The organism is Streptomyces sp. NPDC127119 (assembly GCF_042677425.1).
In the GTDB taxonomy this organism is placed as follows: Bacteria; Actinomycetota; Actinomycetes; order Streptomycetales; family Streptomycetaceae; genus Streptomyces.
In genome coordinates this window covers 19,382-41,044 of sequence record NZ_JBHXTO010000007.1, presented here as the reverse complement: position 1 = coordinate 41,044, position 21,663 = coordinate 19,382, and the positions used below count along the sequence as shown (strand labels likewise).

Sequence of the window (21,663 nt, the reverse complement as noted above, 5' to 3'; positions counted from 1 at the left end):
TCTTTCTCACTTGATGTCGCTGCCCGCGCGAAGCGCCGTGCGTGAGACTCGGTCCGCAATGTGTGTCTGAAGTGATATGTACGCTATGAATGCGCTAATCGCCTGCTGACCAAAATTGCGGACCGAGGGCACGCGGAAACCAAGGAGAGGTTGTGTCTGAAAAGCGAGTAGCCGTTCGCCCTGATTCTGATGCGCGTGAGATAATTCTAGGTGTTGATACGCATCGAGATTTTCATGTAGCTGCATTGATCACGATGAACGGATCACTGATCGCCAGAAAACGATTTGCGGCTTCCGCTCTCGGCTACAAACAACTCTGCGACTGGGCGCGTACATTCGGAGATTTGCGTAAGGCGGGTGTAGAGGGAACTGGAAGTTACGGCGCCGCCCTGAGCAGGCAGCTGCTGACGGCGGGGGTCGAGGTGATCGAGGTCCCCGGCGTATCTCGATCGAAACGGAAGCGACAGGATAAGAACGACTGGATCGACGCGCAGGCTGCTGCCCAAGCTGTGCTTGGCGGACGAGCCGTTGCGCACGCCAAGACAGGCGATGGGCCAGCGCAAATCGCCCGAATTTATAAGGTTGCCAAAGACGGTGCCGTCAAGTCGCGAACCCAGACCGTAAATCAGCTCAGAAGTATTATCGTTACAGTCGAGCCTCAGTTACGCGAGAAACTGTCTGGCCTAAGTATTCCGTCGCTCATCCAGGCTTGTTCGAAACTTGACCATACTAGGTCAGGTGACCCCCTCATGGGGGCCACCTGTTTCACTCTGAAGCTTCTAGCTGAACGAATAAAGTATCTGACGGAGCAAATTCGGCAACTGAAGTGCCGCCTGTCTCGGTTGCTGAAAGAGCACTTTTCAGAGCTAATGGCGACGATTGGGGTCGGGCTAGATACTGGCGCCACCTTGTTGATTGTCATGGGTGACAATTCTCATCGCATTAATGGTGAATCATCCTTTGCTGCCATGTGTGGGGTCAGCCCGATCGAGTACTCATCTGGTAGCAAACAGGGTCATCGTCTCAATAGAGGTGGCAATCGGCAGGCCAACGCTGCTCTTTACCGTATCGTTCAAACACGTCTCCGTTACGATCCGCGCAGTAAGGCGTACCTAGAGCGACGTCAACGAGAGGGAAAGACGCGACGTGAGATCATACGGAGCCTCAAGCGATATGTGGCTCGGGAAATCTTCGCCCTCCTGCACCCGCCCCGCATGATTGATACGTAGGCAGTTCAGGCAGATTCGCTTCAAGCTAAGTAGGCTGACCGCCGAGACGGTCACTTGCGCTGTTGCTGCCTCGACACCCTGCCGCGCACCGAGGCAAGCAGCTTTGCTTGCCCTCATCCATCGCAGCATCATTTGGGCAGGATCGGTCAGGGTGTACTTGGTTGAGACGCTTGGTGCCTCGGAGGTGTGTCGCACGTATCGCAGATAGTGCGCGAACACTGAGAGACAACGAGAGAGAGCGGGAGTCAGTGAGACTGACTCCCGCTCTCTCATCTAGGCATCCGCCCAGCTCAGCGCCTAATTTGGCTGGCTGACTGGCGAGTGCCCCCGGCAGGATTCGAACCTGCGCACACGGCTCCGGAGGCCGTTGCTCTATCCCCTGAGCTACGGGGGCGTGTCGGACGCTGTGGTTGCGGCGACGGGTTGAACACTACCAGCTCTCTCCGGGTGTTCATGAACGGATTTGGAGGGGTGGGGAAGGGGTGTCCGGGGTTCGTTGGATCTTGGTTGGGGCTGGGGCAGGGCTCATCCCGGGGCACGGGCCGGCATCCCCCGCGTGGGGTGGAAGTAGGGAAAAGCCGGACGCGAACCCGCGCGCCGACCTACTCTCAAGTTGTGCCAGGCGCGTCGGGTCGGGTGCTTGTTGTGGACGACAACAAGGTCATCCGGCAACTGATCAGGGTCAACCTCGAACTGGAGGGTTTCGAGGTCGTGACCGCGGCTGACGGTGTCGAGTGCCTGGACGTCATCCACCAGGTGCGCCCCGATGTCGTCACCCTCGACGTGGTCATGCCCCGGCTCGACGGGCTGCGGACCGCCGCCCGGCTCCGGGCCGATCCGCGCACCCGCAACCTCCCTCTCGCCATCATCAGCGCCTGTACGCAGTACGAGGTCGAGAGCGGGCTCGGCGTCGGCGTCGACGCCTTCCTCTCCAAGCCCTTCGAGCCCGCGGACCTGGTCCGGCTCGTACGCCAGTTGCGGGAGCGGCGGGAGACCGCCGACACCGGTGTCGGCGGTGCCTCCGGGAGCGGCGGCGGCTCCGGTTCGTCGTTCGACAGTGCCGAGAGTCTGTACGGGCCCGGCGGACCCGAGCGCGCCGGCCGTACCGGTAGCTGAGCAGCACGCGAAGAAGGCAAGCGTCCATATGCCGGACCATCGCCCAAACCCATTCGCCTACCCACCCCCCTCCTCCCCTACGCTTGTCCCGTGACCCCAGTCGAGCTCTCCAGCACCGTTCTGCGCGCCGTGCGCCGTGCCGTGGACGAGGGCGAGCTGGTCGTGGCCGTGCCGGAGCGTGCGCAGGTCGTGCCGCCCGGGCCCGGCGGGCGCGGGGACTACGCCACCAACGTCGCCCTCCAGCTGGCCCGTCCCGCCGGTCGGCCGCCGAAGGAGGTCGCCGAGATCCTGCGGCCCCACCTCAGTGGAGTGACGGGCGTTGAGCGCGTCGACATCTCCGGGCCCGGGTTCCTCAACATCACCCTCGCCGGCCGCGGGTCCGCCCTCGTCGCGGAGATCCTGCGGCGCCGCGAGCGGTACGGGTACGCCGACGGGCCGACCGGGCAGGTCGTCCAGCTGCGTCACCCCCGCGAAGTGCGCGCCGCCGTCATCGGGCAGGTCCTCACCCGGATTCTGCGCTCCCAGGGCGTCCTCGTCCGTAACGGCCATGCCGTCCCTGCCCCCTCCGAGGGCGCGGAGGCCGCGCTCGAACCCGCCTGGGCCGGCCCCCTCGGCGTCACCGTCGACGCCGCCCAAGGCCCGCCCGAAACGCCCACGCCAGCGTCTGCGTCCGCGCCCCTCGAAGTCGACCTCCGGCCCGTCCCCGCCGGTCAGGACCCCACCCCCCTCGGTCGCGACGCCGCGCGCTGGGCACTCCTCCACCCCGCGGCCCACGACCACCCCCGCATCACCGACGAGCACCTCGCCCAGCGGGAGGGCAACCCCCTCTTCCGCGTCCAGTACGCGTACGCCCGCACGACGGCCCTCGGCCGCAACGCCGCCGCACTCGGATTCGCCGCCGTTCCCGGGGAGTGCGCGAGCGGCTCCGGCCCGCTCCTCGACGCCCTCGACAGCTATCCCCACGCCCTCGCCGCCGCAGCGCGCCACCGCGCGCCCGACCGGGTCGCGCGGCATCTCGTCACCGTCGCCGACGCGCTGCTCGCCTTCCAGCACACCGTGCTCCCGCTGGGGGACGAGAAACCCTCGGCCGCCCACCGTTCCCGGCTCGCGCTCGCCGAAGCCGCCGGGACGGTGCTGGCCGGCGGCCTGTCCCTGCTCGGCATCGACGCACCGACCCATCTCTGAGCCGAGCTGAACAGACCTGAGCCGAACAGACCTGATCCGATCTGATTGATTTGATCCTGTCTGATGTGAAGTGAACTGAGAAGCGAACTGAGATCTTCTAGGAAGCCCAAAAAGACATGAGCCGATCCGCACACCCCGCCGGGCCCCGTCACGCCGATGTCCTGCCCGAGGGTCACTACACCGCCCCGGCGGCCGACCTCAACGTCCTCGACCCCAAGGTCTGGGCGCAGACCGTGACGCGTACCGCGAGCGGTTCGGTCAGTGTCGGCGGGATCGATGTGGCGACGCTCGCCGAGGAGTTCGGCACGCCCGCCTACTTCGTCGACGAGACCGACTTCCGGGCGCGGGCGCGCGCCTGGCGCACCGCCTTCGGGCACGACGCCGACGTGTTCTACGCCGGGAAGGCGTTCCTCTCGCGTGCCGTCGTGCGCTGGCTGCACGAGGAGGGCCTCAACCTCGACGTGTGCTCCGGGGGCGAGCTGACCACCGCCCTGTCCGCCGGGATGCCCGCCGACCGCATCGCCTTCCACGGCAACAACAAGTCCGTGGCGGAGATCACCAAGGCCATCGAGGTCGGCGTCGGGCGTATCGTCCTCGACTCCTTCCAGGAGATCGTGCGCGTCGCGCACATCGCGCAGAGCCTCGGCAAGCGACAGCGCGTGCAGATCCGCGTCACGGTCGGCGTCGAGGCCCACACGCACGAGTTCATCGCCACCGCGCACGAGGACCAGAAGTTCGGGATCGCGCTCGCGGACGGACAGGCCGCCGAGGCCGTCCGGCGTGCGCTCACCCTCGACGGGCTCGAACTGATCGGCATCCACTCGCACATCGGGTCGCAGATCTTCGACATGGCCGGGTTCGAGGTGGCCGCCCGCCGTGTCGTGTCGCTGCTCGCCCAGGTCCGTGACGAGCACGGTGTCGAACTGCCCGAGATCGACCTCGGCGGCGGCCTCGGCATCGCCTACACCAGCGACGACGACCCCCGCGAGCCCCATGAGATCGCCAAGGCGCTCGGTGAGATCGTGACCCGGGAGTGCGAGGCCGCGAAGCTGCGGACCCCCCGGATCTCCGTCGAGCCCGGCCGCGCCATCGTCGGGCCGACCGCCTTCACCCTCTACGAGGTCGGCACCGTCAAGCCCCTCGAAGGACTGCGTACGTACGTCTCCGTCGACGGCGGCATGTCCGACAACATCCGTACCGCGTTGTACGACGCCGAGTACAGCGTCGCCCTCGTCTCCCGTACGAGCGATGCCGAGCCCATGCTCGTCCGTGTGGTCGGCAAGCACTGCGAGAGCGGGGACATCGTGGTCAAGGACGCCTTCCTGCCGTCCGACCTCGCGCCGGGCGATCTCATCGCGGTGCCGGCCACCGGTGCGTACTGCCGCTCGATGGCGAGCAACTACAACCACGCCCTGCGCCCGCCCGTCGTCGCGGTCCGCGACGGCGAGGCCAGGGTCGTCGTCCGCCGCGAGACCGAGGAGGATCTACTGCGTCTCGATGTCGGCTGACTCGATGTCCGCTGACATGGACGGACGAGCGAGGACGGAGGATCTCCTGTTTTCCGGCCTCGCATAAATGAAATCGACATCTCACGATCCGGACGAAGGGTAGAAACCCCCGTCCGGTGAGTGAGACTGGTCCCACCGTGACGGTATGAGGAAACGAGGTCGGATGATGCGTACGCGTCCGCTGAAGGTGGCGCTGCTGGGCTGCGGGGTAGTCGGCTCAGAGGTGGCGCGCATCATGACGACGCACGCCGACGACCTCGCCGCGCGCATCGGAGCCCCCGTCGAGCTGGCGGGCGTGGCCGTGCGCCGGCCCTCCAAGGTGCGTGAGGGCATCGACCCCGCCCTGGTCACCACCGACGCGACCGCCCTGGTCAAACGGGGTGACATCGACGTGGTCGTCGAGGTCATCGGCGGTATCGAACCGGCCCGCACCCTCATCACCACCGCCTTCGAGCACGGCGCGTCCGTGGTCTCCGCAAACAAGGCGCTCCTCGCGCAGGACGGCGCCGCACTGCACGCGGCGGCCGACGACCACGACGCGGACCTCTATTACGAGGCCGCCGTCGCCGGTGCCATCCCGCTGATCCGGCCGCTGCGCGAGTCCCTCGCAGGCGACAAGGTCAACCGTGTCCTCGGCATCGTCAACGGCACCACCAACTTCATCCTCGACAAGATGGACTCGACGGGCGCGGGCTACCAGGAAGCACTCGACGAGGCCACCGCCCTCGGGTACGCGGAAGCCGACCCCACCGCCGACGTCGAGGGCTTCGACGCCGCCGCCAAGGCCGCCATCCTCGCCGGGATCGCCTTCCACACGCGCGTACGCCTCGACGACGTGTACCGCGAGGGCATGATCGAGGTCACCGCCGCCGACTTCGCCTCCGCGAAGGCGATGGGCTGCACCATCAAGCTGCTCGCCATCTGCGAGCGGGCCGCCGACGGGGGATCGGTCACCGCGCGGGTGCACCCCGCCATGATCCCGCTGAGCCACCCGCTGGCCTCCGTGCGCGGCGCCTACAACGCCGTGTTCGTCGAGTCCGACGCCGCCGGGCAGCTCATGTTCTACGGGCCGGGCGCCGGTGGTGCGCCGACCGCGTCCGCCGTCCTCGGGGACCTCGTCGCCGTCTGCCGCAACAAGCTCAGCGGCGCGACCGGGCCCGGCGACTCGGCGTACACCCAGCTGCCGGTGTCGCCCATGGGTGAGGTCGTGACGCGCTACCACATCAGTCTCGATGTGGCCGACAAACCGGGCGTTCTCGCCCAGGTGGCGACCGTGTTCGCCGAACACGGAGTGTCGATCGATACGGTTCGCCAGCAGGGGCGGCAGGACGGAGGCGGCGATGCCTCCCTCGTGGTCGTCACCCATCGCGCGTCCGACGCGTCCCTCACCGGGACCGTGGAGGCGCTGCGCAACCTCGACACCGTGCGTGGTGTCGCCAGCATCATGCGGGTTGAAGGAGAGTAACGAGCAATGACCCACCAGTGGCGCGGAATCATCGAGGAGTACCGGGACCGGCTGCCGGTGTCCGACACCACGCAGGTTGTCTCCCTGCGTGAGGGCGGTACGCCGCTCGTGCCCGCGCAGGTGCTCTCCGAGCGCACGGGCTGCGAGGTCCACCTCAAGGTCGAGGGTGCCAACCCCACCGGGTCCTTCAAGGACCGCGGCATGACCATGGCCATCACCCGGGCCAAGGAGGAAGGCGCGAAGGCCGTCATCTGTGCCTCCACGGGCAACACGTCTGCCTCGGCGGCCGCCTACGCGGTACGCGCCGGGATGGTGTGCGCCGTCCTCGTGCCGCAGGGCAAGATCGCGCTCGGCAAGATGGGCCAGGCCCTCGTGCACGGCGCGAAGATCCTCCAGGTCGACGGCAACTTCGACGACTGCCTCACCCTGGCGCGCAACCTCTCCGACAACTACCCGGTGGCACTGGTCAATTCCGTGAACCCGGTGCGTATCGAGGGGCAGAAGACCGCGGCGTTCGAGATCGTGGACATGCTCGGCGACGCCCCCGACATCCACGTCCTCCCGGTGGGCAACGCGGGCAACATCACCGCGTACTGGAAGGGGTACACCGAGTACGCCGCCGACAAGATCGCCGCACGGACCCCGCGCATGTGGGGCTTCCAGGCGTCCGGGTCCGCGCCCATCGTGCGCGGCGAGATCGTCAAGGACCCCTCGACGATCGCCACCGCGATCCGCATCGGCAACCCGGCCTCGTGGCAGTACGCGCTCGCCGCGCGGGACGAGTCGGGAGGCTTCATCGACGAGGTGACGGACCGTGAGATCCTGCGCGCCTACCGGCTGTTGGCCGCGCAGGAGGGTGTCTTCGTCGAGCCGGCCTCGGCGGCTTCCGTCGCCGGTCTGCTCAAGGCGGCCGAGCAGGGCAAGGTCGACCCGGGACAGCGCATCGTCTGCACGGTGACCGGGAACGGCCTCAAGGACCCGGACTGGGCCGTCGCGGGAGCCCCGCAGCCCGTCACCGTCCCGGTCGACGCGGCCACGGCCGCCGAGCGTCTGGGCCTGGCGTAGCCGCACCACACGGCACACCTGCCCGACAGGGCACGGGAAGAGGCATCCGTCAGGGGGTGCGCATGCGGGCTTACGACACGCATCGTGCGCCTCCTGTGCGCCCTATGTCGCCACTGAACCTTCCTTCGATAAGCTGTACCGAACCCGCCCGCCGCATATGCCGCGGTGCCGCGCCGCCCCTGCGGCCTCCGGGTCTTCCGCATTCTCCGTACGTCTCGCAGGATTTCGAAAATCTCGCAGCTCAAGCTCAAGGAGAGTCATCGAGCGATGGCCGGTCCAGCGTTCCGCGCCGCCGCCGTCCGGGTGCGCGTCCCCGCCACCAGTGCCAACCTCGGCCCGGGCTTCGACGCCCTCGGCCTGTCACTGGGGCTGTACGACGACGTGGTCGTCCGCGTGGCCGATTCCGGCCTGCACATCGACATCGCGGGTGAGGGAAGCGAGACGCTGCCGCGCGACGAGCGCCACCTCCTCGTACGGTCCCTGCGCACCGCCTTCGACCTGCTGGGCGGACAGCCCCGCGGTCTTGAGATCGTGTGCGCCAACCGCATCCCGCACGGCCGGGGCCTCGGCTCCTCGTCCGCCGCGATCTGCGCCGGCATCGTCGCCGCACGCGCGGTGACCATAGGCGGCGACAGCAAGCTCGACGACACCGCGCTCCTTGAGCTCGCCACCGAGATCGAGGGTCATCCCGACAACGTCGCGGCCTGTCTGCTCGGCGGATTCACCTTGTCCTGGCTGGAGAACGGGGCGGCGCGCGCCATCAGGATGGAACCCGCCGATTCCATCGTTCCGGTGGTTTTCGTACCCGGCAAGGCAGTACTGACGGAGACCGCCCGCGGACTCCTTCCGCGTACGGTCCCGCACGTCGACGCCGCCGCCAACGCGGGCCGCGCCGCACTGCTCGTCGAGGCCCTCACCAGGCGCCCCGAGCTGCTGCTGCCCGCCACCGAGGACCGACTGCACCAGGAGTACCGCGCGCCGGCCATGCCGGAGAGCGCCGCGCTGGTGGAGCGGCTGCGGGCGGACGGGATTCCCGCGGTCATCTCGGGTGCCGGGCCCACCGTGCTCGCGCTCGCCGACGAGGCCGCGGCCGACAAGGTCGCACAACTGGCGGGAGAGGGCTGGGCGGCCAACCGGCTGGGCCTCGACGCCACCGGAGCGAGCGTGCTGCCGCTTGCTCCGTGACACTCGGTTGCCGGATTTCGAGAGGGGGAATGTTTGTTGGATCCGGTAGTGTTAACCTCAAGTCTGCACCCGACCCCACCATGGCGAGGTGCTTCACGTCCCCGTCCGGGACAATCATTCTTCCGGGAGCCCCCCAAATCGCTTTGTGCCATGCATTGGGTGCTAGGCGCTGAGCGGTGCTGAGTACGCTCCGGAACCGGCGTGAACGAGCCGATGGACACAGAACCTCAAGTCCGCGGCCCCGGGAAACGTCATCCCAGAAATTCCCTCCGCCTTTTGGCGGACCACCGCCCCGGCACGGTCCACACATGACGGACCACTGTCGGACAGCACAACCGGTCGCCGAGCCAGACAGGCCGACGTCCGCTCCAGGGAAGGACCCTTCGTGAGCGACACCACCGATCTGATGGGCGCACGTGTCGAGGAGACCGCTGCCGCGCCCGCCACGGACGCCTCCGCGCCTGCCACCGGTGCCGGCTCCCGTCGGCGCCGCGGTACCGGCCTCGAGGGCATGGTGCTGGCCGAGCTGCAGCAGGTCGCATCCGGCCTCGGCATCAGGGGCACGGCGCGGATGCGCAAGAGCCAGCTGATCGAGGTCATCAAGGAGGCGCAGGGCGGCGGGGGTGCTTCGGCCAAGGCCGCGCCCTCCGCCGGGGACGCCACCGAGACGAAGCCCAAGCGCCGGGCCACCTCGAAGGCTCGTACGGGGGACGAGGCCGTCTCTCCCGCCGACAAGAAGGCGGAGGCCAAGGCCGAGAAGGCCGTGGCTCAGCAGCAGATCGAGATCCCCGGCCAGCCGGCCGGTGGCCCCGCCCGGGCGAGCGAGGGCGGCGAGCGCGGTGGGGACGACGCTCCGGCCGAGCGCCGCCGGCGTCGCGCCACCGCCGAGGCGGGCAGCCCCGAGACGATCACCGCCGAGGCGAAGACCGAGGTCAGGACCGACGAGTCCGCGCAGTCCCAGGGCGAGGCCAAGGGCGACGGCTCGGACGGCGGGACCGACGGCCGTCAGGGCCGCCGCGACCGTCGTGACCGCGCCGACCGTGGCGACCGCGGTGAGCGCGGCGACCGTGACCGCGGGGGCCGCGACCGCGACCGCCGTGGTGGCAAGGGCGACGAGCAGCAGGGCGGCCAGGGCAACCAGGGTGGCCAGGGCCAGGGCGGCGGCAACCAGCAGCGCCAGGACCGGCAGGGCGGCGGCCGTCAGGACCGCCAGGACCGGCAGCGTGACAACGGCCCGCAGGACGACGACGACTTCGAGGGTGGCCGCCGTGGCCGCCGCGGTCGTTACCGCGACCGCCGTGGCCGCCGTGGCCGCGACGAGTTCGGCCCGAACGAGCCGCAGGTCGCCGACGACGACGTCCTGATCCCCGTCGCGGGCATCCTGGACATCCTCGACAACTACGCGTTCATCCGTACCTCGGGCTACCTTCCCGGTCCGAACGACGTGTACGTCTCCCTCGCCCAGGTCCGCAAGAACGGTCTGCGCAAGGGTGACCACGTCACCGGCGCCGTCCGCCAGCCCAAGGACGGCGAGCGCCGCGAGAAGTTCAACGCGCTCGTCCGCCTGGACTCGCAGAACGGCATGGCGCCCGAATCGGGGCGCGGACGCCCGGAGTTCAACAAGCTGACGCCGCTGTACCCGCAGGACCGGCTCCGTCTGGAGACCGACCCGGGTGTGCTGACGACCCGCATCATCGACCTCGTCGCGCCCATCGGCAAGGGCCAGCGCGGTCTGATCGTGGCTCCGCCGAAGACCGGCAAGACCATGATCCTGCAGGCGATCGCCAACGCGATCACCGTCAACAACCCCGAGTGCCACCTGATGGTCGTCCTCGTCGACGAGCGTCCGGAAGAAGTCACCGACATGCAGCGGTCGGTGAAGGGCGAGGTCATCTCCTCGACCTTCGACCGTCCCGCCGAGGACCACACCACGGTCGCCGAGCTCGCCATCGAGCGTGCCAAGCGGCTGGTGGAGCTGGGCCACGACGTCGTCGTGCTGCTCGACTCGATCACGCGTCTGGGCCGTGCGTACAACCTCGCCGCCCCGGCCTCCGGCCGCATCCTGTCCGGTGGTGTCGACTCGACCGCGCTGTACCCGCCGAAGCGCTTCTTCGGTGCTGCGCGCAACATCGAGGACGGCGGCTCGCTGACGATCCTGGCCACCGCGCTGGTCGACACCGGCTCGCGCATGGACGAGGTCATCTTCGAGGAGTTCAAGGGCACGGGCAACGCGGAGCTGAAGCTCGACCGCAAGCTCGCCGACAAGCGCATCTTCCCGGCGGTGGACGTCGACGCGTCCGGTACGCGTAAGGAAGAGATCCTGCTCGGCAGCGACGAGCTCGCCATCACCTGGAAGCTGCGTCGCGTGCTGCACGCGCTCGACCAGCAGCAGGCGATCGAGCTGCTGCTCGACAAAATGAAGCAGACGAAGTCGAACGCCGAGTTCCTGCTGCAGATCCAGAAGACGACGCCGATGCCGGGCAACGGCAACGACTGAGGTCTCAGCCGGCGCAGCCGGTACCGCGGAGGGCCGTCCCCGTGCCATCGGGGGGCGGCCCTCCGCGTTGTCCCCGTACCGCGTCTCCGGAGATCTTCGCCACAGCTGTGAAGGTCGACACGGTGGCGCGGAGGCGGGGCTTCCGCCCACGTAAGCGCAGGTGAGCCGCCGACGGCGCACCCCATAGGTCACCCGTTGTGTCCGTGTTCGCACAGTACGGTCACAGTGCGTTGTGCAACCCTTTTTTCGGTTTCAACGTCTGAACAGACGGGTCCTGACAGAGACGTCACGGCACATGACCACGCCTGACCCTGACCGCAGGGGGTAGCCGAGCCGACCAGCGAGAACTGAGGAGCACATGCCTGCCGAGAGCACACCTCAATCCGGCCATCGCCGTAAACCGCGGAGCACGCGTCACAAGGCGCTCGTCATCGCGGCCTGGTCCGCGGCGGGTGTCTTCGTTCTGGGCGGCACGGGCCTGGGGTACGTGTACTTCAACCTGAACGACAACATCAAGAGCGTCGACATCGACCAGGCACTCGGCTCCGACCGGCCCCTCGACGTCGACAACGGCTCGCAGGACATCCTCGTACTCGGCTCCGACACCCGCTCCGGCACCAACAAGGACCTGGGCGGCGGCACCGACGACGGCAGCGCCCGCTCCGACACCGCGATGGTCGTGCACGTCTACGAGGGCCACAAGAAGGCCAGCGTGGTCTCCATACCGCGCGACACGCTCGTCCCCCGGCCCGCGTGCACCGACAGCGAGGGCGTCGAGCACGACGCCGCGTCCCTGGCGATGTTCAACTCGGCGTACTCGACGGGCGGCGCCGCCTGCGCGGTCAAGACCGTCGAGTCGATGACCGGTATCCGCATGGACCACTACGTCGAGGTCGACTTCAGCGGCTTCCAGAAGCTCATCGACGAACTCGGCGGTGTCGAGGTCACCACGACCAAGGACATCACCGACAAGGAGAGCCACCTCGACCTCAAGGCCGGCACGCACCGGCTGACCGGCAAGCAGTCCCTCGGCCTGGTGCGTACGCGGCACGGGGTGGGCGACGGCTCCGACCTCGGCCGGATCCAGCTCCAGCAGGCGTTCATCAAGGCGCTGGTCGAGCAGGTCAAGAGCGTCGGCGTACTGACCAGCCCGAAGAAGCTGTACGACCTCGCCGACACCGCGACGAAGACGGTCACCACCGACTCCGACCTGGCCTCGGTCAAGGACCTGGCGTCCTTCGCCAACGGGCTCAAGGGCATCAGCTCGTCGAAGATGAACATGGTCACGCTGCCGGTGCAGTACGACCCGGCTGACGGCAACCGTGTTCTCGTCGAGAAGGACAAGGCCGCGGTGGTCTGGGACGCGCTGAAGAACGATCGCGCGATCCCGAAGTCGGCGACGGAGGGTACGGCGAGTGGGGACGCCAAGGGCGTCGTCCGGTAATTGATCGTGCTCCGCCCCGGCCCCGCAAGGGGCGCGGGGAACTGCGCGCCCGGCCACGACGGTCCCGCACCCGCCCGCGGCGAGCTCCTGGCACCCCCGCAGAGGCCCTGGGGAATACCCCCGGCCGTCCCCCGGTTTGGGGAGATGGCACCAGTCCTGGCAGACTGGACAGTCGGCCCCGGTTCACGCCCCCGCAATCCGCGGCAGCGACCCGGCGCCCTCCCGAAACTAGGAGACACCTTGAAGCGCGACATCCACCCCGAGTACGTCGAGACGCAGGTCAGCTGCACCTGTGGCGCGTCGTTCACCACCCGCAGCACGATCTCCAGCGGCACCGTTCGCGCCGAGGTCTGCTCCGAGTGCCACCCGTTCTACACGGGCAAGCAGAAGATCCTCGACACCGGTGGCCGCGTGGCCCGCTTCGAGGCCCGCTTCGGCAAGGCCAAGGCTGCGGCCGACAGCAAGTAGCGAGCTCACAGCGCCGGTCTTCGGTGCCTCCGTCCGGGGGCGCTGGGACCGGCGCTTTGCGGTGCAGCCCCACCCCTCGCTCTCGAACGCGATCGAGCAGATCGATCGCGCAGTTCGATCGAGCAGGGAACCCCGTACGAACCCCCATGCCGTACCTACGTCCCCGAGTCCGTGATGGTGCCGGGGGCAGTCCATTGGAGCCGGAGATGTTCGAGGCGGTCGAGGAACTCATCGGCGAGCACGCCGATCTTGAGAAGAAGCTCGCTGACCCGTCGGTCCACGCCGATCAGGCCAACGCGCGCAAGCTCAACAAGCGCTACGCCGAGCTGACCCCGATCATCGCGACGTACCGCTCCTGGAAGCAGACCGGGGACGACATCGAGACGGCGAAGGAGTTCGCCGCCGACGACCCCGACTTCGCCGCCGAGGTCAAGGACCTGGAGAAGCAGCGCGAGGAGCTCACCGAGAAGCTCCGGCTGCTGCTGGTCCCGCGCGACCCCAGCGACGACAAGGACGTCATCCTGGAGATCAAGGCGGGCGCGGGCGGCGACGAGTCGGCCCTGTTCGCCGGCGACCTGCTGCGCATGTACCTGCGGTACGCGGAGCGCGTCGGCTGGAAGACCGAGATCATCGACTCCACCGAGTCCGAGCTGGGCGGCTACAAGGACGTCCAGGTCGCCGTGAAGACCAAGGGCGGCAACGGCGCCACCGAGCCCGGCCAGGGCGTCTGGGCGCGGATGAAGTACGAGGGCGGGGTGCACCGCGTGCAGCGCGTGCCCTCGACCGAGTCCCAGGGCCGTATCCACACCTCCGCCGCCGGTGTGCTCGTCACGCCCGAGGCCGAGGAGGTCGACGTCGAGATCCACGCGAACGACCTGCGGATCGACGTCTACCGCTCCTCCGGGCCCGGCGGCCAGTCCGTCAACACCACCGACTCCGCGGTGCGCATCACGCACATTCCCACCGGAGTCGTCGCCTCCTGCCAGAACGAGAAGAGCCAGCTGCAGAACAAGGAGCAGGCGATGCGTATCCTGCGCTCCAGGCTCCTCGCCGCGGCCCAGGAGGAGGCGGAGCGCAACGCGGCGGACGTCCGCCGCAGCCAGGTGCGCACCGTGGACCGCTCCGAGAAGATCCGTACGTACAACTTCCCGGAGAACCGCATCTCGGACCACCGCGTCGGCTTCAAGGCGTACAACTTGGACCAGGTCCTCGACGGTGACCTCGACGCGATGATCCAGGCCTGCGTGGACGCCGACTCGGCGGCCAAGCTCGCCGCGGCCTAGGACGCGTACCCGCACGGCCGCAGTGGACAGTCGCAGTACACATCCGCACGACGGACAACAGCTCAGCCCGGAGGACGCGTGAACCTGCTGCTCGCGGAAGTGGCCCAGGCCACCCAGCGGCTGGCCGACGCCGGCGTGCCCTCGCCGCGCAACGACGCCGAGGAGCTCGCCGCGTTCGTGCACGGTGTGAAGCGGGGCGAGCTGCACACCGTCAAGGACACGGACTTCGACGCCCGGTACTGGGAGGTGATCGCGCGCCGCGAGGCCCGCGAACCGCTCCAGCACATCACCGGGCGGGCCTACTTCCGCTATCTGGAACTCCAGGTCGGGCCGGGCGTGTTCGTGCCCCGGCCCGAGACCGAGTCCGTGGTCGGCTGGGCCATAGACGCCGTCCGCGCGATGGACGTCGTGGAGCCGCTCATCGTGGACCTGTGCACCGGTTCGGGCGCCATCGCGCTCGCCCTCGCACAGGAGGTGCCGCGCTCGCGCGTACACGCCGTCGAGCTGTCCGAGGACGCCCTCCGGTGGACCCGTAAGAACGTCGAGGGGTCCAGGGTCGACCTGCGCCAGGGGAACGCCCTGGACGCCTTCCCCGACCTCGACGGCCAGGTCGACCTCGTCATCACCAACCCGCCGTACATCCCGCTCACGGAATGGGAGTACGTCGCTCCGGAGGCCCGGGACTACGATCCCGAACTCTCCCTGTTCTCGGGGGAGGACGGCCTCGACCTGATCCGCGGTCTGGAGCGCACCGCGCACCGGCTGCTGCGGCCGGGCGGTGTCGTCGTCGTCGAGCACGCCGACACCCAGGGCGGACAGGTGCCGTGGATCTTCACCGAGGAGCGGGGCTGGGCCGACGCGGCCGACCACCCGGACCTCAACAACCGGCCGCGGTTCGCGACCGCCCGCAGGGCGACGCCATGACCACGGCGATGTCCCGTGTGGACGACGTGGAAACCGTTAAGTGCGCGGCCACCGGGGTCCGCGTGTGCGAGGAGGCTTGCTGATGGCACGGCGATACGACACCAACGACGCGACCGACCGCTCGACGGGTCTGCGCGAGGCCGCGTCCGCCGTGCGCCGGGGCGAGCTCGTCGTGCTGCCGACCGACACCGTGTACGGGGTCGGCGCCGACGCGTTCAGCTCGGAGGCCGTGGCGGACCTGCTGGAGGCCAAGGGCCGCGGCCGGAACATGCCCACGCCCGTCCTCATCGGTTCCCCGAACACGCTGCACGGCCTGGTCACGGACTTCTCCGAGATGGCCTGGGAACTCGTCGACGCCTTCTGGCCGGGCGCGCTGACCCTGGTCGCCAGGCACCAGCCGTCCCTGCAGTGGGACCTCGGGGACACCCGCGGGACCGTCGCCGTGCGCATGCCGCTGCACCCGGTCGCCATCGAGCTGCTGACCGAGACCGGCCCGATGGCCGTCTCGTCCGCCAACCTCACCGGCCACGCGTCCCCCGAGGACTGCGACGCCGCGCAGGAGATGCTCGGCGACTCCGTCTCCGTGTACCTGGACGGCGGTCCCACCCCCGGCATCGTCCCGTCGTCGATCGTCGACGTGACGGGCAAGGTGCCGGTGCTGCTGCGGGCCGGCGCGCTGTCGGCCGAGGAGCTGCGAAAGGTCGTACCCGACCTTGAGGTGGCGAATTGACAGCCCCTGACGCGGGGCGTGGCATAGGTACGGGGACGGGGTACGCGGGGGCTTACGGCGACGGGGCCTCGGGCGACTCCTCTTTTCGCATCCTCCACGTCAGCACCGGCAACGTGTGCCGCTCGCCGATCACCGAGCGGCTGACCAGGCATGCCCTGGCGGACCGGCTCGGCGACCCCCTGTGGGGCGGCCTGATCGTGGAGAGCGCCGGTACCTGGGGGCACGAGGGCGCGCCCATGGAGGCCAACGCGGAGGCGGTCCTCGCGGACTTCGGCGCGGACGCCTCCGGCTTCGTGGGCCGCGAACTGCTGGACGAGCACGTCATCCGGGCGGACCTGGTCCTCACCGCGACCCGTGACCACCGTGCCCAGGTCATTTCCATGGGCCACTCGGCGGGCCTGCGCACCTTCACGCTGAAGGAGTTCACCCGCCTGGTCCGCGCCATAGACCCGGCCACCCTGCCCCCGCTGGACGACGGCATGGTCGAACGCGCCCGTGCCCTGGTCCGCGCCGCGGCGGCTCTACGCGGGTGGCTCCTGGCCCCCACGGCGGAAGCGGACGAGGTCTACGACCCGTACGGCGCCCCCCTCCCGTTCTTCCGCTCGGTGGGCGACGAGATCAACCAAGCCCTGGATCCGGTGGTCACGGCCTTGACGGGGGCGCCTGCGCGGGCCTGAGCGGGGTGGTCACCATCTCCGACGGACGGCGTCCGGCGCAGCGGCTCGAAGCCTGGGAGGCCCTCCGGGGCCGAGCGGTGCGAGGGGCGCGTGGGGGATCGGTCGAGATCAACCAGGCCCTGGACCCGATGGTCACGGCCCTGACGGGGGCGCCTGCGCGGGCCTGAGCGGGGCGGGGTGTGTGCCCCTGTGCGGGGCCCGGGTGGAGTGGGCCGCTAGGGCGGTGTGTGGGGGTGGTCGGGCGTAACGCCGGGCGCGGCAGGGGACTCGGTCCTACATTGGACATAGCGATGCCCCCGCCGAGGTCCGGAGTCCGCCATGCCGGTCACACCCACGCTCGAAGGCCCGCCGTCCGTCGATGTGCTGGGCCGGCAGGATCCGGAGCTGGCCGAGATCCTCCTCGCGGAGCGGACACGGCAGGCCACGACGCTGCAGTTGATCGCCGCCGAGAACTTCACCTCGCCCGCCGTGCTGGCAGCGCTGGGCTCGCCGCTCGCCAACAAGTACGCCGAGGGATACCCCGGCGCCCGGCACCACGGCGGCTGCGAGCTGGTCGACGTCGCCGAGCGGATCGCCGTACAGCGCGCCACGGCCCTCTTCGGCGCCGAACACGCCAACGTGCAGTCCCACTCCGGGAGTTCGGCCGTGCTGGCCGCGTACGCCGCCCTGCTGCGCCCCGGGGACACCGTCCTGGCGATGGGCCTGCCGCACGGCGGGCACCTCACGCACGGGTCGCCCGCGAACTTCTCGGGCCGCTGGTTCGACTTCGTCGGCTACGGCGTCGATCCGGAGAGCGGGCTCATCGACCACGAGCAGGTCCGGGCGCTGGCCCGCGCCCACCGGCCGAAGGCCATCGTGTGCGGGTCCATCTCGTACCCCCGTCACATCGACTACGCGGCCTTCCGAGAGGTGGCGGACGAGGTCGGCGCGTACCTCATCGCCGACGCCGCCCACCCCATCGGCCTCGTCGCCGGGGGAGCGGCGCCCAGCCCGGTCCCGTACGCCGACGTCGTGTGCGCGACCACGCACAAGGTGCTGCGCGGGCCGCGCGGCGGCATGCTGCTGTGCGGCGGCGAGCTGGCCGACCGCGTCGACCGGGCCGTCTTCCCCTTCACGCAGGGCGGCGCGCAGATGCACACCGTCGCCGCGAAGGCCGTCGCGTTCGGCGAGGCGGCAACACCGGCGTTCACGGCGTACGCCCATCAGGTGGTCGCGAACGCGCGGGTGCTGGCGCAGGGCCTGGCCGCCGAGGGGCTCACGGTCGTCACGGGCGGTACCGACACCCATCTGCTGACCGTCGACCCGGCCCCGCTCGGCGTCGACGGCCGAACCGCCCGCGGCCGGCTCGCCGCCGCCGGAATGGTCCTCGACACCTGCGCGCTGCCCCGTCCCGACGTACGGGGTCTGCGCCTGGGCACGGCCGCCCTCACCACCCAGGGCATGGGCGAGGCGGAGGCGGCCCGGATCGCGGTGCTGTTCGGCGCGGCCCTGCGGGACGAGTCCGCAGGCCGGCGCGTACGTGAAGAAGTGCGGGATCTGACCGGGAGATTTCCCCCCTATCCCGGCTAGCGTGGGGTGGGTGGGCGTGGAGCTACAGCCACTCGTGCAACCATCGGCTCTACCCGGAAGTCCTCAACCGTATGCGCACGAAGCTATGGTGTGGGGCTGAGATGGCCAGCGAGACCTGTGGGGAATGCCCGTGCGTGAATACCTCCTGACGCTCTGCATCACGGCCGCGGTGACGTACCTGCTGACCGGGCCGGTGCGGAAGTTCGCGATCGTGGCCGGAGCGATGCCGGAGATCCGGGCACGTGACGTGCACCGAGAACCCACACCGCGCCTCGGCGGCATCGCGATGTTCTTCGGACTGTGCGCGGGCCTGCTGGTCGCGGACCATCTGACGAACCTCAGCGAGGTCTTCGAGAACTCGAACGAGCCGCGGGCCCTGCTGTCCGGCGCCGCCCTGATCTGGCTGATCGGCGTCCTGGACGACAAGTTCGAGATCGACGCCCTCATCAAGCTCGGCGGTCAGATGATCGCCGCCGGCGTCATGGTCATGCAGGGTCTGACGATCCTGTGGCTGCCCATCCCCGGCGTCGGCTCGGTCTCGCTGACGCAGTGGCAGGGCACCCTGCTGACGGTCGCGCTCGTCGTGATCACCATCAACGCCGTGAACTTCGCCGACGGCCTCGACGGCCTCGCCGCGGGCATGGTGTGCATCGCCGCCGCCGCGTTCTTCATGTACGGCTACCGCATCTGGTACGGGTACGGGCTGGAGTCCGCCGCCCCCGCCACGCTGTTCTCCGCGCTCCTGATGGGCATGTGCCTCGGCTTCCTGCCGCACAACATGCACCCCGCGCGGATCTTCATGGGCGACTCGGGCTCGATGCTCATCGGGCTCGTGCTGGCGGCCGGCGCCATCTCCATCACCGGGCAGGTCGACCCGGACGCGATGAACCTGTTCGCGGGGTCGGAGAAGGAGGCCGTGCACCAGACGGTGCCCGTCTACATCCCGCTGCTGCTGCCGCTGACGATCATCGCCGTCCCGGCGGCCGACCTGGTGCTCGCCATCGTGCGGCGCACCTGGCGGGGCCAGTCCCCGTTCGCGGCCGACCGCGGGCACCTGCACCACCGGCTGCTGGAGATCGGGCACTCGCACAGCAGGGCCGTGCTCATCATGTACTTCTGGTCGGCGCTGATCGCCTTCGGAGCGCTCGCCTACTCGGTGAACTCGGGCGCCATGTGGATCGTGCTCGGCATCATGGCGCTCAGCGCGGTGGGCCTGCTGCTGCTCCTGCTGCCGCGGTTCACGCCGCGTGCCCCGCGCTGGGCCGAGAACTTCGTGCCGCCGCGCTACCGCCGCCGCAGGGCCGTGGACGTGCCCGCGGAGGGCGGCCCGGCGGTCGCGTACGACGAAGCCGGCGAGGACCTCGCGCACGGAGAACACGGCGGGGAGCACGGCGGCGAGGAGGACGGGGAACGCCGTACCCCGGTCGCTGTCGGTGTCTCAGGAGTCAACGGGGCGACCGCCGTCGGCGCCCGTTCGCGTCTGCTGGACGAGCGAGGGGCCGGGTCGTCGCGCTGACGCCGGGTAAGAGTTGTGCAAGAGCCGTCCGGTGGGCGGCTCTCCGAAAGCGCCCCAATACCAGACAAGTTGGTCGCCCGAGTGCACAGACGTGCATGTTCACCCTCATGTGTGACACCGAGCACACCAACCAGGTAAAGACCTCATCAAATAGTTTGTGATACGGTTCACGAGAACCCAGGACAGAGCCGAAGGACCGCAGTGCGACGGTTCACCGGCGGTGAGGTTCTCTCGCTGTCCGGGACTACGCTCGTCCATGACGACACCTGCCCCCTTGAGCAAAGCGGAGTTGCCGCCATGCCCTCCAATGACGTCCGGATCCTTCTCCAGGCCGCTGTGCCCACAGCTGCCGTCGGCGCGATCGCCGCCGTCGTCAGTGGTGTGGTCGCGGGGGGCAAGGGGGCGGTCGGGGCGCTCGTGGCGACGCTGGTCGTGATCCTCTTCATGGGTGTCGGGCTGTACGTTCTGCAGCGCACCGCCAAATCGCTTCCGCACTTGTTCCAGGCGATGGGTCTGATGCTCTACACGGCACAGATTCTTCTGCTGTTCATCTTTGTCGCCGCGTTCAAGAACACGACGCTGTTCAACCCGAAGGCCTTCGCGATCTCGATCGTCGCCGCCACGCTCGCGTGGATCGGTGCACAGGCGCGTGCCCAGATGAAAGCCAAGATCCTCTACGTCGAACCCGAGTCCTCGAAGGGCGACAGGCCCGAAAAGACAGGGCACTCGTCGTGAGGGGTAGGGCCGGGATAAGTGCTCGTAGAAGACCCTGCTATCGTCCGGTGCCAACTGCGGCATCGCGGGCGCGGGCATCTGAGCTGACGCCTGCTCAATCGCGAGGCTTGATGCCCCCCAGCCGCCCTCACATCCGTTACACCAGTCCAGTGCCGAACCGCGGCTGCGCGCCGCGCCGACACAACGAGGTTGCCGTACCTATGCGCCACGCTGAAGGAGCCCGCGGTGAGTGCTGACCCGACGCAGGTGCTCGCCTTCGAGACCGACTGCCACATCTTCGACGGCTGTGGATTCCCGGCTCCCGGCCTGCACTCGTTCCTGTTCGAGCCCCTCGTGGGCGATGCGGACAGCAGCGTCTATTTCAACAAGACGATGCTCCTGGCGCTGCTCGGCTCCGTCATCGTCATCGGCTTCTTCTGGGCCGCCTTCCGTAAGCCGAAGGTCGTCCCGGGCAAGCTGCAGATGGTCGCCGAGGCCGGATACGACTTCGTCCGGCGCGGCGTCGTCTACGAGACGATCGGAAAGAAGGAGGGCGAGAAGTACGTACCGCTGGTCGTCTCGCTGTTCTTCTTCATCTGGATGATGAACATCTGGTCGATCGTCCCGGTCGCCCAGTTCCCGGTCACGTCGATCATCTCGTACCCCGCGGTCCTCGCCGGGATCGTGTACGTCCTGTGGGTCTCGCTGACCTTCAAGCGGCACGGATTCGTCGGTGCGTTCAAGAACTTCTCCGGCTACGACAAGTCGCTGGGCCCGGTTCTTCCGCTGGCCATGGGCATCGAGCTCCTCTCGAACCTGATCGTCCGGCCGTTCACGCACGCGGTGCGACTGTTCGCGAACATGTTCGCGGGCCACACCCTGCTGCTGCTGTTCACGATCGCCAGCTGGTACCTGCTCAACGGCATCGGGATCGCCTACGCCGGCGTCTCGTTCATCATGGTGATCGTCATGACGGCGTTCGAGCTGTTCATCCAGGCCCTGCAGGCTTATGTCTTCGTGCTTCTGACCTGCACCTTCATCCAGGGCGCGCTCGCCGAGCACCACTGAGCCACCCCCGGTAAAACCCC

General features: G+C 68.9%; 18 protein-coding genes and 1 tRNA gene. 18 read left to right on the top strand and 1 reads right to left on the bottom strand.

Annotation, left to right across the window (positions count from 1 at the left end; translation table 11 throughout):
- Positions 1 to 152: 152 nt before the first annotated feature.
- Positions 153 to 1,229 (top strand): IS110 family transposase, encoded by a 1,077-nt coding sequence (locus ACFVH5_RS05520; protein ID WP_385832258.1) that lies wholly within the window; start codon positions 153 to 155, stop codon positions 1,227 to 1,229.
- 322 nt (positions 1,230 to 1,551) lie between these two features.
- On the opposite strand, the gene ACFVH5_RS05515 is transcribed toward ACFVH5_RS05520, so the two are convergent.
- A tRNA-Arg gene (locus tag ACFVH5_RS05515) sits at positions 1,552 to 1,623 on the bottom strand.
- Positions 1,624 to 1,865: 242 nt separating this feature from the next.
- On the opposite strand from ACFVH5_RS05515, the gene ACFVH5_RS05510 reads away from it, so the two are divergent.
- The 17 genes from ACFVH5_RS05510 (at position 1,866) to atpB (ending at position 21,643) form a co-directional block, all read left to right on the top strand.
- The gene (locus tag ACFVH5_RS05510; protein ID WP_385832256.1) at positions 1,866 to 2,345 is read left to right on the top strand and encodes a response regulator; all 480 of its coding nucleotides are present in this window, start codon (positions 1,866 to 1,868) and stop codon (positions 2,343 to 2,345) included.
- 90 nt (positions 2,346 to 2,435) lie between these two features.
- Positions 2,436 to 3,530 carry an ArgS-related anticodon-binding protein NrtL gene (gene nrtL / locus ACFVH5_RS05505; RefSeq protein ID WP_385832254.1) on the top strand — a complete coding sequence of 365 codons (1,095 nt, stop codon included), beginning with the start codon at positions 2,436 to 2,438 and terminating at the stop codon, positions 3,528 to 3,530.
- A 116-nt stretch (positions 3,531 to 3,646) separates the two neighbouring features.
- A complete protein-coding gene (gene lysA / locus ACFVH5_RS05500; RefSeq protein WP_384803171.1) occupies positions 3,647 to 5,038 on the top strand; it encodes a diaminopimelate decarboxylase in 1,392 nt (463 codons plus the stop codon).
- 166 nt (positions 5,039 to 5,204) lie between these two features.
- A complete protein-coding gene (locus tag ACFVH5_RS05495; RefSeq protein ID WP_384803451.1) occupies positions 5,205 to 6,503 on the top strand; it encodes a homoserine dehydrogenase in 1,299 nt (432 codons plus the stop codon).
- Positions 6,504 to 6,509: 6 nt separating this feature from the next.
- Entirely contained in the window at positions 6,510 to 7,568 is a 1,059-nt protein-coding gene (gene thrC / locus ACFVH5_RS05490; protein ID WP_107021309.1) for a threonine synthase, read from the top strand.
- A gap of 267 nt (positions 7,569 to 7,835) precedes the next feature.
- On the top strand, positions 7,836 to 8,753 hold the full coding sequence (gene thrB, locus ACFVH5_RS05485; RefSeq protein WP_385832252.1) for a homoserine kinase: 918 nt from the start codon (positions 7,836 to 7,838) through the stop codon (positions 8,751 to 8,753).
- A 385-nt stretch (positions 8,754 to 9,138) separates the two neighbouring features.
- Positions 9,139 to 11,250 (top strand): transcription termination factor Rho, encoded by a 2,112-nt coding sequence (gene rho, locus ACFVH5_RS05480; protein ID WP_385832250.1) that lies wholly within the window; start codon positions 9,139 to 9,141, stop codon positions 11,248 to 11,250.
- Positions 11,251 to 11,608: 358 nt separating this feature from the next.
- Complete coding sequence (locus ACFVH5_RS05475) at positions 11,609 to 12,694, top strand: LCP family protein (RefSeq protein ID WP_385832249.1); 1,086 nt, start codon at positions 11,609 to 11,611, stop codon at positions 12,692 to 12,694.
- A 240-nt stretch (positions 12,695 to 12,934) separates the two neighbouring features.
- Positions 12,935 to 13,162 carry a 50S ribosomal protein L31 gene (gene rpmE, locus ACFVH5_RS05470; protein ID WP_189837654.1) on the top strand — a complete coding sequence of 76 codons (228 nt, stop codon included), beginning with the start codon at positions 12,935 to 12,937 and terminating at the stop codon, positions 13,160 to 13,162.
- A 206-nt stretch (positions 13,163 to 13,368) separates the two neighbouring features.
- A complete protein-coding gene (prfA, locus tag ACFVH5_RS05465) occupies positions 13,369 to 14,445 on the top strand; it encodes a peptide chain release factor 1 (protein ID WP_384803158.1) in 1,077 nt (358 codons plus the stop codon).
- Between the two features lie 78 nt (positions 14,446 to 14,523).
- Positions 14,524 to 15,369 (top strand): peptide chain release factor N(5)-glutamine methyltransferase, encoded by an 846-nt coding sequence (gene prmC, locus ACFVH5_RS05460; RefSeq protein WP_384803155.1) that lies wholly within the window; start codon positions 14,524 to 14,526, stop codon positions 15,367 to 15,369.
- An 82-nt stretch (positions 15,370 to 15,451) separates the two neighbouring features.
- Positions 15,452 to 16,099, top strand: coding sequence for an L-threonylcarbamoyladenylate synthase (locus ACFVH5_RS05455; RefSeq protein ID WP_385832247.1), 648 nt, complete (start codon positions 15,452 to 15,454; stop codon positions 16,097 to 16,099).
- On the top strand, positions 16,096 to 16,776 hold the full coding sequence (locus ACFVH5_RS05450) for a protein-tyrosine-phosphatase (RefSeq protein WP_282566196.1): 681 nt from the start codon (positions 16,096 to 16,098) through the stop codon (positions 16,774 to 16,776). Before ACFVH5_RS05455 ends, ACFVH5_RS05450 begins: the two co-directional genes overlap by 4 nt.
- Before the next feature lie 318 nt (positions 16,777 to 17,094).
- On the top strand, positions 17,095 to 18,345 hold the full coding sequence (gene glyA, locus ACFVH5_RS05445; protein WP_385832245.1) for a serine hydroxymethyltransferase: 1,251 nt from the start codon (positions 17,095 to 17,097) through the stop codon (positions 18,343 to 18,345).
- A gap of 130 nt (positions 18,346 to 18,475) precedes the next feature.
- The gene (locus ACFVH5_RS05440) at positions 18,476 to 19,861 is read left to right on the top strand and encodes an MraY family glycosyltransferase (RefSeq protein ID WP_385832244.1); all 1,386 of its coding nucleotides are present in this window, start codon (positions 18,476 to 18,478) and stop codon (positions 19,859 to 19,861) included.
- A gap of 297 nt (positions 19,862 to 20,158) precedes the next feature.
- Entirely contained in the window at positions 20,159 to 20,596 is a 438-nt protein-coding gene (locus ACFVH5_RS05435; RefSeq protein WP_384803448.1) for a hypothetical protein, read from the top strand.
- Positions 20,597 to 20,821: 225 nt separating this feature from the next.
- Positions 20,822 to 21,643 (top strand): F0F1 ATP synthase subunit A, encoded by an 822-nt coding sequence (gene atpB / locus ACFVH5_RS05430; protein WP_210889789.1) that lies wholly within the window; start codon positions 20,822 to 20,824, stop codon positions 21,641 to 21,643.
- Positions 21,644 to 21,663: the final 20 nt, after the last annotated feature.

Coding starts and splice junctions, on each gene's coding strand:
- ACFVH5_RS05475 (WP_385832249.1), top strand. CDS start 11,609: ATGCCTGCCGAGAGCACACCTCAATCCGGCCATCGCCGTAAACCGCGG.
- thrB (WP_385832252.1), top strand. CDS start 7,836: ATGGCCGGTCCAGCGTTCCGCGCCGCCGCCGTCCGGGTGCGCGTCCCC.
- thrC (WP_107021309.1), top strand. CDS start 6,510: ATGACCCACCAGTGGCGCGGAATCATCGAGGAGTACCGGGACCGGCTG.
- ACFVH5_RS05495 (WP_384803451.1), top strand. CDS start 5,205: ATGCGTACGCGTCCGCTGAAGGTGGCGCTGCTGGGCTGCGGGGTAGTC.
- ACFVH5_RS05435 (WP_384803448.1), top strand. CDS start 20,159: ATGCCCTCCAATGACGTCCGGATCCTTCTCCAGGCCGCTGTGCCCACA.
- prfA (WP_384803158.1), top strand. CDS start 13,369: ATGTTCGAGGCGGTCGAGGAACTCATCGGCGAGCACGCCGATCTTGAG.
- glyA (WP_385832245.1), top strand. CDS start 17,095: ATGCCGGTCACACCCACGCTCGAAGGCCCGCCGTCCGTCGATGTGCTG.
- ACFVH5_RS05455 (WP_385832247.1), top strand. CDS start 15,452: ATGGCACGGCGATACGACACCAACGACGCGACCGACCGCTCGACGGGT.
- lysA (WP_384803171.1), top strand. CDS start 3,647: ATGAGCCGATCCGCACACCCCGCCGGGCCCCGTCACGCCGATGTCCTG.